The organism is Streptomyces sp. NPDC001410, from assembly GCF_042895235.1.
Classification (GTDB): Bacteria; Actinomycetota; Actinomycetes; order Streptomycetales; family Streptomycetaceae; genus Streptomyces.
Window position 1 is genome coordinate 228,311 of sequence record NZ_JBIAWE010000010.1, and the last position, 14,790, is coordinate 243,100.

The following is a 14,790-nucleotide window of genomic DNA, read 5'->3' on the forward strand; positions in this document are numbered from 1 at the left end:
TTGGTAGAGCCCGGATACAGCGTCGCCTCAGGGGGTTCGCTCAGCGTCGCTCGGACTTCGCACTGCGCGACATCAGCTCCTTCAGCGCGACCACCGGAGGCTTGCCCTCGTGCACGATGTCCACGACCGTCTCGGTGATGGGCATCTCCACACCGTGCCTGCGGGCCAGATCGGCCACGGACTCGCAGGACTTGACGCCCTCGGCGGTCTGCTTGGTGACCGCGATGGTCTCCTCCAGGGTCATGCCCTTGCCGAGGTTGGTACCGAAGGTGTGGTTGCGGGACAGCGGCGAGGAGCAGGTGGCCACCAGGTCGCCGAGGCCCGCGAGGCCGGAGAAGGTCAGCGGGTCGGCGCCGAGCGCCATGCCGAGCCGGGTGGTCTCGGCGAGGCCGCGGGTGATGAGCGAGCCCTTGGCGTTGTCGCCCAGGCCCATGCCGTCGGCGATGCCGACCGCGAGGCCGATGACGTTCTTGACCGCGCCGCCGAGTTCGCAGCCGACCACGTCGGTGTTGGTGTACGGCCGGAAGTACGGCGTGTGGCAGGCGGCCTGGAGCCGCTGGGCGACCGTCTCGTCGGTGCAGGCGACCACGGCGGCGGCCGGCATGCGGGCGGCGATCTCCCGGGCCAGGTTGGGGCCGGTGACCACGGCGATGCGGTCGGCGCCGACCTTGGCGACGTCGTCGATGACCTCGCTCATGCGCATGGTGGAGCCGAGTTCGACGCCCTTCATCAGGGAGACGAGCACGGTGCCGGGCGCGAGCAGCGGGGTCCACTCGGCGAGGTTGGCGCGCAGGGTCTGGGAGGGGACGGCGAGGACGGTGAAGTCCGCGTCCCGCAGGGCCTCGGCGGCGTCCGCGGTGGCGCGCAGGTTCTCCGGGAGTTCGACACCGGGCAGGTAGTCGGGGTTGGTCCGCGTCGAGTTGACCGCCTCGGCCAGCTCGGGGCGGCGGGCCCACAGGGTGACCTCGCAGCCCGCGTCGGCGAGGACCATGCCGAAGGCGGTGCCCCACGAACCGGTGCCCATGACGGCAGCCCGGACAGGCTTGCTCACTTACCGTGCCCTTCTGTCTGCTTGTCGTGCGTGTTCTCCTGCACCTGCGGCCTCGCCTGCGCGTGGGTGCGGCGCCGCTGCTCCAGCCGCTCCTGGCGCGGGTCGTACGGCGACGCGGGGGCCTTCTCGCCGCGGATCTCCTCCAGCTGGCGGGTGATGGCGGCCATGATGACCTCCGTGGCCTCCTTGAGGAGTTCGGGGGTCATCTCCTGGTCGTAGAAGCGCGAGAGGTCCACCGGCGGGCCCGCGAGGACCCGGTGGGTCTTGCGCGGGAAGAGGTGGGGCTTGCTGGCGTAGGGCGGCAGCAGTTCGTTGCAGCCCCACTGGGCGATCGGGATCACCGGGCACTTGGTCTGCAGGGCCACTCGGGCGGCACCGGTCTTGGCGGTCATCGGCCAGCCGTCCGGGTCGCGGGTGAGGGTGCCCTCGGGGTAGAAGGCGACGCACTCGCCGCGCTCCACGGCCTCGATGGCGGCCCGGAAAGCACTGAGCGCGTCCGTGCTCTCGCGGTAGACGGGGATCTGCCCGGTGCCGCGCATCGCGGCACCGACGAATCCCTTCTTGAAAAGTCCGCTCTTCGCCAGGAATCGCGGAACCCGTCCGGTGTTGTACTGATAGTGCGCGTACGCGAAGGGGTCCACGTGGGAATTGTGGTTGACCGCGGTGATAAATCCGCCGTCGGCCGGAATGTGCTCCATTCCACGCCAGTCCCGCTTGATCAGAACCACCAGCGGCGGTTTGCAGAGGACCGCTGCGAAGCGGTACCAGAACCCGATTCTGCGGCGGGACACGCGGACACCTTCCTCTAGGACTTGCTCGGGGCCCGGGGGCCGCACAAGTGTCGCCCCAGGCCGCCGGTCTGTCGAGAACACCGTACGCCCGCCCGTCACCCACCACCGCCCTTCCAAGGGGCTTCGCGCCCCTCCCCGATCCCGGCGCGCCGGATGCCACGGGCGACAATGAGCGCGACAAGAGAGGGGCGGTACGCCGGTGCAGTGGACCTTGGTCATCCCCCTGAAGCCTTTGGCGCGGGCCAAGAGCAGGCTCTCCGACACCGCCGGCGACGGGGTGCGCCCCGGGCTGGCCCTCGCGTTCGCGCAGGACACGGTGTCCGCGGCGCTGGCGTGTCCGGCGGTTTCGGATGTGGCGGTAGTCACGGACGACGCGCTGGCCGGCCGGGAGCTGGCGGCGCTGGGCGCCCGAATCGTCCCGGACACACCGGCGAGCGGCCTGAACGCCGCTCTGGCGCACGGCGCGGCCGCCGTACGGCAAATGCGCCACCGCGCCGCGGTGGCGGCCCTGAACGCCGATCTCCCGGCTCTGCGCCCGCTGGAATTGTCCCGGGTGCTGGATGCCGCGGCCGAATTCCCGCGCGCCTTTCTCGCGGACGCGGCCGCCCTCGGCACCACCCTGCTGGCCGCGGCCCCGGACCAGGAATTGCGGCCCGCTTTCGGCACGGATTCCCGGTCCCGTCACCGCACCTCGGGCGCGACGGAACTCGCCCTCACCGAGGTCGATTCGGTACGCCAGGACGTGGACACCGGCGAGGACCTGCGCGCGGCGCTGGCACTGGGCGTGGGGCGGCACACGGCGGTGGCATCGGTGGGGTTACTGATTCCGGGGTCGTGAGGTGCCCGGTACGGGGGCTGGGCGGGGGCGGGTTCCGCTTGCCAAGGGCGCTGTAACTCCCTAGGGGCGCGGGCCTGTGTCGATATGCGGCTCCGCCGCGTGGGCGCGACCAGCCCCCACGCACCCGCACCCGGCAACGGCCCAGCAAACCCTACGGCGCGCCCCCGAACCACCGCGGGCATTAGGCTGGCCGCTATGCAGGCGACCGCATACAGGTACGACCCCGAAACCCGCGCCGGGCAGGTGCTCCTCGACGACGGCACCCCGGTTCCCTTCGACGCGGCGGCGTTCGACGCGGGCGGGCTGCGGCTGCTGCGCCCCGGGCAGCGGGTGCGGATCGAGACGGAGGGTGCCGGAGACGGCCTGCGGATCACGCTGGTGACCCTGCAGACACTCTGAGGCTCCGGAAAACGCCGCGGGCCGGGCTCCCCAGGGGAGTCCGGCCCGGCGCGTGAATGCCCTGGCGACTTACGACGCCTTGCGGGCAGTGGCCTTCTTCGCGGTGGTCTTGCGGGCCGTCGACTTCTTGGCCGGGGCCTTCTTGGCGGTGACCTTCTTCGCCGGGGCCTTCTTGGCCGTCGTCTTCTTCGCGGCGGCCTTCGCCGTGGTCTTCTTCGCAGCCGCCGTCGTCTTCTTGGCGGCGACCTTCTTCGCCGTGACCTTCTTCGCCGTGACCTTCTTCGCGGGCGCCGCCTTCTTGGCGGTGACCTTCTTCGCGGCCGCCTTGGTGGTCTTCTTGGCCGCGGCCTTCTTGACCGTCGCGGCAGCCCCGCCGGTCAGGCTGCCCTTGGGCGCCTTCTTGACGGCGACCTCGCCGCCGCGCGGGAGCTTCTTCGAGCCGCTGACCAGGTCCTTGAAGCCCTGGCCCGCACGGAAGCGCGGCACGGAGGTCTTCTTGACCCGAACCCGCTCGCCCGTCTGGGGGTTACGGGCGTAGCGGGCGGGGCGGTCCACCTTCTCGAAGGACCCGAAGCCGGTGACCGAGACCCGCTCGCCCGCGACGACCGCGCGGACGATGGCGTCCAGGACATGATCGACAGCATCGGCGGCCTGCTGGCGGCCACCCATCTTGTCGGCAATCGCTTCTACGAGCTGCGCCTTGTTCACGTCTTCCCCTTCGGAGACATCGCCAGAACGAAAGTGTTCAAGCTTTTTCGCACGTTAGGCAGATATATACCGCAAATCAAACACGAAACGGGCTTATCACCCTTGTGCCGCAACGGACTCGGTTGTCTCGGGCTGTTCAGCGGTCCTCGTCGGGGATCCGACCCTCGTCGAGGTCCTTGGTGAACCGCTCGAGGCGCCTTGCCGCATCGGCGATGTCGTGCTTGGCCGCGGCCGTAATGACCAGCAGCTTCCGGTTCAGCGCCATCCGTACGCCCTCCGGGACTTGCAGTGCGCGCACTCTTGTGTGCGCTTCCTTCAGTTGGTCCGCGACCGCCGCATAGAGCTCGAGTTGGCCGTCGTGTTCCATGCACAGATTGTGCCATCTGGGGCGAGTTGTCGCCTGCGCAGGGTATAACTGCCGCCTCAAAAGGCCTTCCGGGCCCTTGCCAAAGCCGCGTTCACAACACTCGCGTACCCAGGCAACAGCCTTCTTAACGTGGGGAGTTGAGTGGACCTGCGAGAACGCGCGGAGCCGTTCGGGTGCAGAAACGTCCGTACCCCCGATCGTGGCGATCGGGGGTACGGAGAGGGTGTTGAGGTGGCCGGATCTCGACCCGGTCGGGGGACCTGGATCAGATCTGGAGCGTGCGCGGCTTGTAGCCCGGCCGCTTGGCCTCGTAGGCGGCGATGTCGCCCTCGTTCTGGAGGGTGATGGAGATGTCGTCCAGGCCGTTCAGCAGCCGCCAGCGGGAGTTCTCGTCCAGCTCGAAGGAGGCGGTGACGCCCTCGGCGCGCACCTCGCGGGCCTCCAGGTCGACGGTGATCTCGGCCTCAGGGTCCCGCTCGGTCAGCTCCCACAGCGCGTCCACGACCTTCTGGTCGAGAACCACGGTGAGCAGGCCGTTCTTCAGCGAGTTGCCCCGGAAGATGTCCGCGAAGCGGGAGGAGATCACGGTCTTGAAGCCGTAGTTCTGCAGCGCCCAGACGGCGTGCTCACGGGAGGAGCCGGTGCCGAAGTCGGGGCCGGCGACCAGGACGGTGGCGCCCTGCCGCTCGGGCCGGTTGAGGATGAAGGACTCGTCCTTGCGCCAGGCCTCGAACAGCCCGTCCTCGAAGCCGTCCCGGGTCACCTTCTTGAGCCAGTGAGCAGGGATGATCTGGTCGGTGTCGACGTTGCTGCGGCGCAGCGGGACGGCCCGGCCGGTGTGGGTGGTGAAGGCTTCCATGGTTCTCAGACTCCAGCGGGCGCAGGGGCGTCGGACAGGTCGGCGGGCGAGGCCAGGTGGCCCAGGACGGCGGTCGCGGCCGCGACCTGCGGCGACACCAGGTGGGTACGGCCACCCTTGCCCTGCCGGCCCTCGAAGTTGCGGTTGGAGGTGGACGCGGAGCGCTCACCCGGGGCCAGCTGGTCGGGGTTCATGCCGAGGCACATCGAGCAGCCCGCGTGCCGCCATTCGGCGCCGGCCTCCTTGAAGACCACGTCCAGGCCCTCGGAGACGGCCTGCAGACCGACCCGCGCGGAGCCCGGGACGACCAGCATCCGTACGCCGTCGGCGACTTTACGGCCGCGCAGCAGGTCCGCGGCGGCACGCAGGTCCTCGATACGGCCGTTGGTGCACGAGCCTACGAAGACGGTGTCCACGTTGATGGAGCGCAGCGGCTGACCGGCCTCCAACCCCATGTACTCCAGGGCCTTTTCGGCGGCCAGGCGCTCCGAAGCGTCTTCGTACGAAGCCGGGTCGGGGACCGACGCCGAAAGCGGCGCGCCCTGGCCGGGGTTGGTGCCCCAGGTGACGAACGGCGACAGTTCCTCGGCCTTGATGACGACCTCGGCGTCGAAGACCGCGTCCTCGTCCGTCTTCAGGGTCTTCCAGTACTCGACCGCGGCGTCCCAGTCGGCGCCCTCGGGGGCGTGCGGACGGCCCTTGAGGTACTCGAAGGTGGTCTCGTCGGGGGCGATCATGCCCGCGCGGGCACCGGCCTCGATCGACATGTTGCAGATGGTCATCCGGGCCTCCATCGAGAGCTTCTCGATGGCGGAGCCGCGGTACTCCAGGATGTAGCCCTGGCCGCCGCCGGTGCCGATCCGGGCGATGATCGCGAGGATCAGGTCCTTGGCGGTGACGCCCTCGGGCAGCTCGCCGTCGACCGTGATGGCCATGGTCTTCGGACGGGCCAGCGGCAGCGTCTGGGTGGCCAGCACGTGCTCCACCTGGGAGGTGCCGATGCCGAACGCCAGCGCGCCGAAGGCACCGTGCGTGGAGGTGTGCGAGTCGCCACAGACGACGGTGGTGCCCGGCTGGGTCAGACCCAGCTGCGGACCCACGACGTGCACGACACCCTGCTCGACGTCGCCCAGCGGGTGCAGGCGCACCCCGAACTCGGCGCAGTTCTTGCGCAGCGTCTCCAGCTGGGCGCGGGAGACCGGGTCGGCGATGGGCTTGTCGATGTCGAGGGTCGGGGTGTTGTGGTCCTCGGTCGCGATGGTGAGGTCGAGACGGCGCACCTGGCGGCCGTTCTGGCGCAGACCGTCGAAGGCCTGCGGGCTGGTCACCTCGTGCAGCAGGTGCAGATCGATGTAGAGGAGGTCGGGCTCGCCCTCGGCGCGCCGGACGACGTGGTCGTCCCAGACCTTCTCCGCGAGTGTCCTACCCATCGCTTTCCCTCCGGCCGGCAAACGTCCACCGGCCCAACTAGAGATCTTGAGGAAGCGGCGGCTGTGCCTTTTTAGGGGCCCCTGAAGTCGTGATTCCGGGCGTCCACCGCCAGGCCCGTTGGTCTGCGGGCCGCTGTGTGGTTCCAGGGTGGCGCGTTCCACGGAAAATTGAACTTGCGTTTCACAGAGTGAGACGTGAGTATCGTTTCATGGACAACAGTAGCGGCGTCGGCGTTCTGGACAAGGCGGCCCTCGTCCTGAGCGCTCTGGAGTCCGGTCCGGCCACCCTCGCGGGTCTGGTCGGAGCCACCGGACTGGCAAGACCCACGGCCCACCGCCTGGCCGTGGCCCTGGAACACCACCGCATGGTGGCACGCGACATGCAGGGCCGGTTCATCCTCGGCCCGCGCCTCGCGGAACTGGCGGCGGCGGCCGGCGAGGACCGCCTGCTCGCGACGGCGGGCCCCGTGCTCACCCACCTCCGCGATGTCACCGGCGAGAGTGCACAGCTCTACCGTCGCCAGGGTGACATGCGGATCTGTGTGGCCGCGGCGGAACGTCTGTCCGGCCTGCGGGACACGGTCCCGGTCGGCTCCACGCTGACCATGAAGGCGGGCTCCTCGGCACAGATCCTGATGGCCTGGGAGGAGCCGGAGCGCCTGCACCGCGGGCTCCAGGGCGCCCGCTTCACGGCGACGGCCCTGTCAGGCGTACGACGCCGCGGCTGGGCCCAGTCCATCGGCGAGCGCGAGCCGGGCGTGGCGTCCGTCTCGGCGCCCGTACGCGGCCCCTCCAACCGCGTGGTGGCCGCGGTGTCCGTCTCCGGCCCCATCGAGCGCCTGACGCGCCACCCGGGCCGTATGCACGCCCAGGCGGTCATCGACGCGGCGGCCCGCCTGTCGGAGGCCCTGCGCCGCTCGGGCTGAGCACCGCCTCCGGGACTCCGGGACGCCGAGGAGGGCCTGCCTCAACGCCGCGGCAGGCCCTCCTCGCTACCCGCCCCCCGTTCAGCCGGTCTTCTCGGCCACCGACGCCCGCTGCGACCGGTGGGCGAACCGGTCCTTCGCGTACCGGCCCCGCTTCTCCAGCGGGATCTGACCGTGCGCGGCCGCGAGGCCGAACGCCGGCATGTCCCCGTAGATCGCCTCGTACGACCCCTCGGGCACGACGTACGTCTCGTGCCAGATGCCGACCTGCCCGCGCAGCTTCCCGGCCCGCTCCTTGCGGTTGAGGCGCGCCCAGGCCTTGTGATGGAAGGCCTCCGGCGCGGTCGCGTAGGCGTACAGCTTCTCCTTGGACTCCCAGTACTGCACGACGTAGTACGTCCGCGGCGAGGCCGTGAGCAGGACGCGGCTGAGCAGACCCCGCTCGGGTTCCTTCCGCAGATCCCGCAGCATGCGGAGCATCGCGAGCATCACCGGCAGCCAGAGGTGCACCGCCCAGAAGCGGTTGATGCGCATGCCGATCAACAGGACGACGACCTCGCCCTTCGCATCGGCAGTCGTACGGGTCACCATGACCACTTCCCCCTCGTTGGTGAGCGGAGCTATCCAAGTAGTGGTGCTTGGATAGTGCCGTTATCCGAGAGGGAGCGCAAGAGATGCGGTTGGCGGAACTCAGCGAGCGCAGCGGTGTGTCCACCGCGACGATCAAGTACTACCTGCGCGAAGGGCTGTTGCCGCCGGGCCGCCAGGTCAACGCCACGACGGCCGAGTACGACGAGGAGCACCTGCGCCGGCTTCGGCTGGTGCGGGCGATGATCCAGGTCGGCCGGGTGCCGGTGGCGAAGGTGCGCGAGGTGCTCGGGCATGTGGACGACGACTCCCTGGGCCGCTCGCTCCGCCTGGGCGCGGCTCTGTGGGCGCTGCCGCAGGTGCCGGAGCCGGACGAGGAGGACGAGTACGTCCAGGCCGCACACCAGGAGGTCACGGCCCTCCTGGACCAGCTCGGCTGGGAGAACGCCAAGCAGCTCACGACCGTCTCCCCCGCATACCGCTCGCTGGTGGTGTCGGTGGCCGCGCTCCGCCGGCTCGGCTACGACTTCGGGTCCGAACTGCTCACGCCGTATGCCGAGTTGATGTACCGGACAGCCGTCCTCGACCTGGACAACATGGAGTCGTACTCGTCGCAGGAGGAGGAGCGGATCGAGTTCGCGATCCTGGGGGCGATCCTCAACGAGCCGGTGCTGCAGGCGCTGCACCGGCTGGCCCAGGAGGAGGAGACGACACGGCGGTACGGCTTCGAGTAGCCGGCGCCGGGCACGACGAAGGCCCTCCGCCGAAGCGAAGGGCCTTCTTCCTGTACCCCCGACCGGATTCGAACCGGCGCTACCGCCTTGAGAGGGCGGCGTGCTAGGCCGCTACACAACGGGGGCGTGGACTCTGCGTTTCCGCAGGTCCGAGCTGGTCTACCTGGACTCGAACCAAGACTAACTGAACCAGAATCAGTCGTGCTGCCAATTACACCATAGACCAATGATGGTTTAGACCAGTCGTACCCCCGACCGGATTCGAACCGGCGCTACCGCCTTGAGAGGGCGGCGTGCTAGGCCGCTACACAACGGGGGCCCTAGCGATCTCGAGTTGATCGAGATCAGTACCCCCGACCGGATTCGAACCGGCGCTACTGCCTTGAGAGGGCAGCGTGCTAGGCCGCTACACAACGGGGGCTTTGCAGATGAGCTCTGCGAGCTGGCCTACCTGGACTCGAACCAAGACTAACTGAACCAGAATCAGTCGTGCTGCCAATTACACCATAGGCCACTGGAACTCAAGCCCCTGCGGGGTTCTCGTTCTAGCTTGCTCCTCGGGGCTCCGGCCTTTCGGCCCGCTCCCCTCGGCGCAGGAAGAACATTACCCGAAGGTGGACGGGGCTCCAAAACGGGTATCCGCACGGACTAGCGCGGGGAGTTCGGCGAGGGTCGAGATCCGGTGTGCGGCCACCGTGTCCGGGGCTTGCGCGTACACCCCGCCGCGGTCGATCCAGACGGACAGCAGCCCGGCCTCGGCCGCGCCCCGCCCGTCGATCTCCGGGTGATCGCCGACGTACGCCACCTCGTACGGGGGCAGGTCGAGAGCCTCGCAGGCCGCGAGGAACGCGCCGGCCTCCGGCTTGGAGACGCCCAGCTCGGCGGCGCACAGCAAGCTCTCGAAGCGGTCGCGGACGCCGAGGGTGCGCAGCTTGTGCTCCTGGACCGTGAGGCTGGAGTTGGACAGCACCCCGTGCCGGTGGCTGGCGGCGAGGGCGTCCAGGGCGGGCAGCACGTCCGGGAACAGGCTCCAGGCGGCCTCGTAGTGAGCGATGTAACGCCGGAACCAGACGTCGGCCTCGGCGTCGGACAGCTCCTGCTCCAGGAAGACCCGTACGCGGTCGCGCCGCTGCCCCTCGAAGGACACCTCCCCCGCCGAGAAGCGCGCCCACTGCTGATCGGTGACCTCCCGCCACCGCACGAGCGCCTGCTCCGGGCTGTCGTATCCGGAGAGCAGGCCCTCCGCCGCCAGATGGGCCCGCATGCCCTCGCGGTCCGCGGTCGTGTAGTCGAAGAGGGTGTCGTCCACGTCCCAGACCACGGCTCTGATCGTCATGAGAGCGACCGTACCTTCCGCGCGCCGTCAGCCGAGGGCCATCGTGCCGGTCAGGGCCAGCATCCTGCCCTGACCGTCGCGGGGCCGGGCGGTGAGCTTCCAGGTGTACCTGCCGGAATTGACACCGGCGCCGCTGTCGGTCCTGCCGTCCCAGGCCGGGCGTACGGCCGCTCCCGTGGAGGCGCCGGTGAGGGTGCGCAGGACCGTGCCGGAGGACGTGGCGAGCGTCAGGGTCCAGGTGGACGGCTTGTTCAGCTGCCACACCGGCGACCACGGCATCGACGTGCCGATGACGGACGGCGAGGGGACCTGCGCCTCCATCTGCGCGAGCGGCGAGGTGGGGACGCCGCTGGGGACGATCACCACCTGGCCGTAGGTCGCGGTGAGGTAGGCGATCTGGCCGCCGAAGCGGTCCACGGCCCACGGCCGTTGCTGCCGCCGGTGTTCTGGTCCGTCCTGGGCAGGACGGCCACGGTGCGGGTGTGCGCGGTACCGGTGTGGACGTCGGTGAGCCGCAGTTCGTGCGTGGTGCGGTTCTCGCGCACCACGAAGCCGTCGGCGAGGCGGGCCGGGGAGGGGCCGGCGGGGACCGGGATGTTCCGCCTGGCCGCCCGGTCGTGGACCCCGGCCGGGCCGGTGGCGCCGCAGCTCCAGTAGAGCCAGGTGTTGACGGCCTGGATGTCGGTGGGCATGCACGGGGCGCCGGTGGCCACGGTGGTCGCGGTCCGGCCGGTCTTCAGATCGCGGCCGGTGATCGACCCCCTGGCGCTGCCGGGCGTCCACAGGACCTGGCCCCAGACGGCCGCGGTGGTGCGGCCACGGCTGAGCGCGACCGTGCCGGAGGTGGCGCCACGCGGGAAGTCGACGATCTTCTGCACGCCGGGCGTACCGCCGTTGTAGAGCACGTAGCGACCGGTGCCACGGGAGTCGGCCGTCGGCACCCTCGGCAGATCGCCGGTGTCGAAGCCGGTCTCGATCACCGACTCCTGGCCGGAGTGGTCGGTGAACAGGAAAGCGACCCGTCCGTCGCCGAGAGCTTCCATCTGCGGGCAGGCGGCGTCGCCCGTGAGGCAGGTCGGGGCGGCCAGCGCGCGGCTGCGCCGGGTCTGCGGTCCGGCCGGGCGGCCGGCGCCGTCGAGCGCGAAGCTGAAGAACCGGTGCCCGTCCCCCTCCCTGCCGTCCAGGAACAGCTCGCCCCCGGCGAGGGCCAGGCCCTCCACCCGGATCCGGTCGGCCGGGATCTGGGCCACCTTCTCGGTGGCGGTCCCGCCGTCCGCCGTGGGGGTGATGCGGTGGACATTCCAGTCGAGGCTGGACGGCCCTGCCGTGGCGAGCGCGCCGCCGTCCGGGGTCGCCGCCATCCCTCCGGAGGAGTCCGCGAGGACGGTGCGGGTCTCGCCGGTGGCCAGTGAACGGGCGGTCAGCGCGGGCTTGGTGCCGGCCTGGACGAAGGTCGGGTTGCCGATGAGGAGCTGGTCACCGACGACGGCCACCAGGTCGGCGCCCCAACGGGTGAGCCCGGTGGGCTCGGTGCCGGGGGCGGCGTCGGTGCGGAGGTACTTCCAGTCGGCGACCAGCCAGCGGTCGTTGAAGCGGACCGGCGGGGCGGCGGCCACGCCCGTGACGTAGGTGCGGAAGGTGCCGTCCCGCAGGTCCACGAGCCCCACGGAGGTCGTGCCGTCCAGGGTGTAGACGATCGCGACGCGGCTCACCGAGCCGCCCGGGACGTAGTCGGTGGGCCGGGCGCCCGCGGGGAGTCCGGTCACCGGAAGGTCGGTGGTGGAGCCGTCGGCCGCGGCACGCAGCACGTGCGGGGTGCCGGAGGCGTCCTCGGTGAGCACGCTCCAGCCGGACGTGGTCGCACAGGTCTGACCGGCCGGGATCGTGACGGTGGCGGTCACGCCCGTGGAGCGGTGCTGCTGCGTGACCTTGGCACCGTCCCTGGTGCTGACCACGTCGGTGCCGGTGGCCAGGTCGTCCGGGCCGGCGTGCGCGGGCGGGACGAAGCCCGGGTAGCCCACCCAGGTGCCGAAGCTGATCTCGTTCCGGGCACGCCACTGGAACCCGGACGCCCCCGTCCACAGGTAGTTGACGTAGGTCGGCTGCTCCGACCTGAGCGTGACGGTGCCGGCCGGCGCCGCGACGGCCTGCGCGGGCGCGGTCGCCGCGGCACAGGTCAGCGCCACCGCTCCGGCGACGACCGCCGTGGCCAGTCTTCGCGAACGGATCGCCTCGCCTCGTGAACGGGTCACGTCCCCCACCCCCTGAACAGGCGGCGCATGCACATCACGCGCACAGGGAGCATCCAACGTCCGTTCGGGAAGCGGAGCTTGGCCGCAGGGGCGAACGCCGGACGACGGCTCGGTGGACGGACGAAGGGCGGCGCCCGAAATGGACGCCGCCCTGTCTCAGCCGTGTTCCGCGAAGAGACGCCGTACGAGGAGTCGCTACGAGGAGTGGCTACGCGGAGAGCTTGGCCAGCGCCGCGTCGATGCGGGCCAGCGTCTTCTCCTTGCCGAGGACCTCCAGGGACTCGAACAGGGGCAGGCCGACCGTGCGGCCGGTGACGGCCACGCGGACGGGGGCCTGGGCCTTGCCGAGCTTGAGGCCGTGGGCCTCGCCGGCGGCCAGGACGGCCTCCTTGAGGGCCTCGGCCGACGTCCAGTCCGCGGACTCCAGCTTCTCGCGGGCGGTGCGAAGGAGGGCGTCGGAGCCTTCCTTCATCGCCTTCGTCCAGCTCGCCTCGTCGAAGACCGGCTCGGCGAGGAACAGGAAGTCGACGTTGTCGGTGATCTCGGAGAGGACCTTGAGGCGGGTCTGGGCGTGCGGGGCGATCGCCTGCCACTTGGCCTCGTCGAAGTCCTCCGGCGCCCAGGGGGCGAACGGCGCCTTCAGCCAGGTGCGGCAGCGCTCCGTGAACTCCTTCACATCCAGCATGCGGATGTGGTCGGCGTTGATCGCCTCGCACTTCTTCAGGTCGAAGCGCGCCGGGTTCGGGTTCACGTCGCCGATGTCGAAGGCGGCGACCATCTCGTCGATGGTGAAGATGTCCTGGTCGGCCGAGAGCGACCAGCCGAGCAGCGACAGGTAGTTGAGCAGGCCCTCGGGCAGGAAGCCCTGCTCGCGGTAGAGGTTGAGGGACGACTGCGGGTCGCGCTTGGAGAGCTTCTTGTTGCCCTCGCCCATGACGTACGGCAGGTGGCCGAAGGCCGGGGTCCGCTTGGCGATGCCCAGCTCGGTCAGGGCCTTGTACAGGGCGATCTGGCGCGGGGTGGAGGAGAGCAGGTCCTCGCCGCGCAGGACGTGGGTGATCTCCATCAGGGCGTCGTCGACCGGGTTGACCAGCGTGTACAGCGGGGCGCCGTTGGCGCGGACGATGCCGTAGTCCGGGACGTTCTCCGGGGTGAAGGTCAGCTCGCCGCGGACCAGGTCCGTGAAGGTGATCGTCTCGTCGGGCATCCGGAAGCGGACGATCGGGGTGCGGCCCTGGGCCCGGTACTGCTCGACCTGCTCGGCGCTCAGGTCGCGGCAGTGGCCGTCGTAGCCGGACGGCTTGCCGGCGGCGCGGGCGGCCTCGCGGCGGGTGTCCAGCTCCTCCTGGGAGCAGTAGCAGTGGTAGGCGTGGCCGGCGTCGAGGAGCTTGTCGGCGACGTCCTTGTAGAGGTCCATGCGCTGCGACTGGCGGTACGGCGCGTGCGGGCCGCCGACCTCGGGGCCCTCGTCCCAGTCGAAGCCCAGCCAGCGCATCGCGTCGAGCAGCTGGTTGTACGACTCCTCGGAGTCGCGGGCCGCGTCGGTGTCCTCGATGCGGAAGACCAGGGTGCCCTGGTGGTGCCGGGCGAACGCCCAGTTGAACAGGGCGGTGCGGACCAGGCCCACGTGGGGGTTACCGGTGGGCGAGGGGCAGAAACGGACGCGTACGGGGGAGCCGGATGCGCTAGCCACGCTTGACAACCTTGTTGGTGAGAGTGCCGATGCCTTCGATGGTGACGGCGACCTCGTCGCCGACGTTCAGGGGGCCGACCCCTGCGGGGGTGCCGGTGAGGATGACGTCGCCGGGCAGCAGGGTCATGGCCTCGGAGATGTTGACGATCAGGTCCTCGATGGAGTGGATCATCTGGCTCGTGCGGCCCAGCTGGCGCTGTTCGCCGTTGACCGTGAGCTGGATGGTCAGGTCGTTCGCGCGGTCGAGGTCCAGGCCCGTCTCCACCCAGGGGCCGAGCGGGCAGGAGGTGTCGAAGCCCTTGGCCCGGGCCCACTGCTTCTCGCGCTTCTGCACGTCGCGGGCGGTGACGTCGTTGGCGCAGGTGTAGCCGAAGATCACGTCCTTGACGCGCTCGCGCGGCACCTCGCGGCACATGCGGCCGATGACGACGGCCAGCTCCGCCTCGTGGTGCAGCTCCTGCGAGAAGGACGGGTACTGGATCTCGTCCCCGGAGCCGATCACCGAGGTGGACGGCTTGAAGAAGGCGAACGGGGCCTCGGGCACCTCGTTGCCCAGCTCCTTGGCATGGTCGGCGTAGTTGCGGCCGAACGCCACGACCTTGTTGGGGAGAACCGGCGGGAGCAGTCTGACCTTGCTCAGCGGCACCTTCGTCCCGGACAGCTCGTAGTCCGCGAACGGGATGCCCTTGATGATGTCGAGGACGAGTTCGTCCTGCTTTTCGCCCTCGACCGCGCCGAAGGCTACGTTCCCGTCGATGGAGAACCTGGCGATGCGCACGGGATCCTGCGCCCCTCACTGAGTACCGGCGTACTGACGC

At 70.2% G+C, this 14,790-nt stretch carries 16 protein-coding genes and 5 tRNA genes; 4 read left to right on the top strand and 17 right to left on the bottom strand.

The window, feature by feature from the left end:
* Positions 1–40 precede the first annotated feature (40 nt).
* Positions 41–1,051 (bottom strand): NAD(P)H-dependent glycerol-3-phosphate dehydrogenase, encoded by a 1,011-nt coding sequence (locus ACFY3C_RS23525; RefSeq protein WP_386576515.1) that lies wholly within the window; start codon positions 1,049–1,051, stop codon positions 41–43.
* Positions 1,048–1,842, bottom strand: a complete 795-nt coding sequence (locus tag ACFY3C_RS23530) for a lysophospholipid acyltransferase family protein (protein ID WP_386576516.1) — start codon at positions 1,840–1,842, stop codon at positions 1,048–1,050. The genes ACFY3C_RS23525 and ACFY3C_RS23530 overlap by 4 nt, the downstream gene beginning before the upstream one ends.
* A 199-nt stretch (positions 1,843–2,041) precedes the next feature.
* Here ACFY3C_RS23530 and cofC point away from each other — a divergent pair, with 199 nt between their 5' ends.
* Both cofC and ACFY3C_RS23540 read left to right on the top strand, forming a co-directional pair.
* Positions 2,042–2,680, top strand: coding sequence for a 2-phospho-L-lactate guanylyltransferase (gene cofC, locus ACFY3C_RS23535; RefSeq protein WP_390772112.1), 639 nt, complete (start codon positions 2,042–2,044; stop codon positions 2,678–2,680).
* A gap of 195 nt (positions 2,681–2,875) precedes the next feature.
* Complete coding sequence (locus ACFY3C_RS23540) at positions 2,876–3,079, top strand: hypothetical protein (protein ID WP_390772113.1); 204 nt, start codon at positions 2,876–2,878, stop codon at positions 3,077–3,079.
* A 69-nt stretch (positions 3,080–3,148) separates the two neighbouring features.
* Here the strand turns inward: ACFY3C_RS23540 and ACFY3C_RS23545 are convergent, their stop codons facing one another.
* From ACFY3C_RS23545 to leuC, 4 genes are all read right to left on the bottom strand, one after another.
* Positions 3,149–3,787 carry an HU family DNA-binding protein gene (locus tag ACFY3C_RS23545; protein ID WP_390772114.1) on the bottom strand — a complete coding sequence of 213 codons (639 nt, stop codon included), beginning with the start codon at positions 3,785–3,787 and terminating at the stop codon, positions 3,149–3,151.
* Between the two features lie 136 nt (positions 3,788–3,923).
* The gene (locus tag ACFY3C_RS23550) at positions 3,924–4,154 is read right to left on the bottom strand and encodes a hypothetical protein (RefSeq protein WP_386576520.1); all 231 of its coding nucleotides are present in this window, start codon (positions 4,152–4,154) and stop codon (positions 3,924–3,926) included.
* 265 nt (positions 4,155–4,419) lie between these two features.
* Entirely contained in the window at positions 4,420–5,013 is a 594-nt protein-coding gene (leuD, locus tag ACFY3C_RS23555) for a 3-isopropylmalate dehydratase small subunit (RefSeq protein ID WP_386576521.1), read from the bottom strand.
* 5 nt (positions 5,014–5,018) lie between these two features.
* Complete coding sequence (leuC, locus tag ACFY3C_RS23560) at positions 5,019–6,443, bottom strand: 3-isopropylmalate dehydratase large subunit (protein ID WP_390772115.1); 1,425 nt, start codon at positions 6,441–6,443, stop codon at positions 5,019–5,021.
* Positions 6,444–6,652: 209 nt separating this feature from the next.
* Here leuC and ndgR point away from each other — a divergent pair, with 209 nt between their 5' ends.
* Entirely contained in the window at positions 6,653–7,369 is a 717-nt protein-coding gene (gene ndgR, locus ACFY3C_RS23565; RefSeq protein WP_009320373.1) for an IclR family transcriptional regulator NdgR, read from the top strand.
* Positions 7,370–7,450: 81 nt separating this feature from the next.
* Here the strand turns inward: ndgR and ACFY3C_RS23570 are convergent, their stop codons facing one another.
* Entirely contained in the window at positions 7,451–7,960 is a 510-nt protein-coding gene (locus tag ACFY3C_RS23570) for a DUF4188 domain-containing protein (RefSeq protein ID WP_386576523.1), read from the bottom strand.
* A gap of 83 nt (positions 7,961–8,043) precedes the next feature.
* Between ACFY3C_RS23570 and ACFY3C_RS23575 the strand changes: the two genes are divergently transcribed.
* Complete coding sequence (locus ACFY3C_RS23575; protein WP_386576524.1) at positions 8,044–8,691, top strand: MerR family transcriptional regulator; 648 nt, start codon at positions 8,044–8,046, stop codon at positions 8,689–8,691.
* Positions 8,692–8,744: 53 nt separating this feature from the next.
* On the opposite strand, the gene ACFY3C_RS23580 is transcribed toward ACFY3C_RS23575, so the two are convergent.
* From ACFY3C_RS23580 to ACFY3C_RS23625, 10 genes are all read right to left on the bottom strand, one after another.
* Positions 8,745–8,817 (bottom strand) — tRNA-Glu (locus tag ACFY3C_RS23580).
* A 28-nt stretch (positions 8,818–8,845) separates the two neighbouring features.
* Positions 8,846–8,917: transfer RNA gene (locus ACFY3C_RS23585), tRNA-Gln, on the bottom strand.
* A gap of 20 nt (positions 8,918–8,937) precedes the next feature.
* Positions 8,938–9,010: transfer RNA gene (locus ACFY3C_RS23590), tRNA-Glu, on the bottom strand.
* Between the two features lie 29 nt (positions 9,011–9,039).
* Positions 9,040–9,112 (bottom strand) — tRNA-Glu (locus ACFY3C_RS23595).
* Between the two features lie 21 nt (positions 9,113–9,133).
* Positions 9,134–9,205, bottom strand: a tRNA-Gln gene (locus ACFY3C_RS23600).
* 90 nt (positions 9,206–9,295) lie between these two features.
* On the bottom strand, positions 9,296–10,027 hold the full coding sequence (locus tag ACFY3C_RS23605; RefSeq protein ID WP_390772116.1) for an HAD family hydrolase: 732 nt from the start codon (positions 10,025–10,027) through the stop codon (positions 9,296–9,298).
* Positions 10,028–10,054: 27 nt separating this feature from the next.
* A complete protein-coding gene (locus ACFY3C_RS23610) occupies positions 10,055–10,444 on the bottom strand; it encodes a FlgD immunoglobulin-like domain containing protein (RefSeq protein WP_390772117.1) in 390 nt (129 codons plus the stop codon).
* Positions 10,387–12,279 (bottom strand): hypothetical protein, encoded by a 1,893-nt coding sequence (locus ACFY3C_RS23615; protein WP_390772118.1) that lies wholly within the window; start codon positions 12,277–12,279, stop codon positions 10,387–10,389. Before ACFY3C_RS23615 ends, ACFY3C_RS23610 begins: the two co-directional genes overlap by 58 nt.
* A 208-nt stretch (positions 12,280–12,487) precedes the next feature.
* A complete protein-coding gene (gltX, locus tag ACFY3C_RS23620; protein ID WP_390772119.1) occupies positions 12,488–13,972 on the bottom strand; it encodes a glutamate--tRNA ligase in 1,485 nt (494 codons plus the stop codon).
* Positions 13,965–14,750 carry a fumarylacetoacetate hydrolase family protein gene (locus ACFY3C_RS23625; RefSeq protein WP_386576536.1) on the bottom strand — a complete coding sequence of 262 codons (786 nt, stop codon included), beginning with the start codon at positions 14,748–14,750 and terminating at the stop codon, positions 13,965–13,967. The genes gltX and ACFY3C_RS23625 overlap by 8 nt, the downstream gene beginning before the upstream one ends.
* Positions 14,751–14,790: the final 40 nt, after the last annotated feature.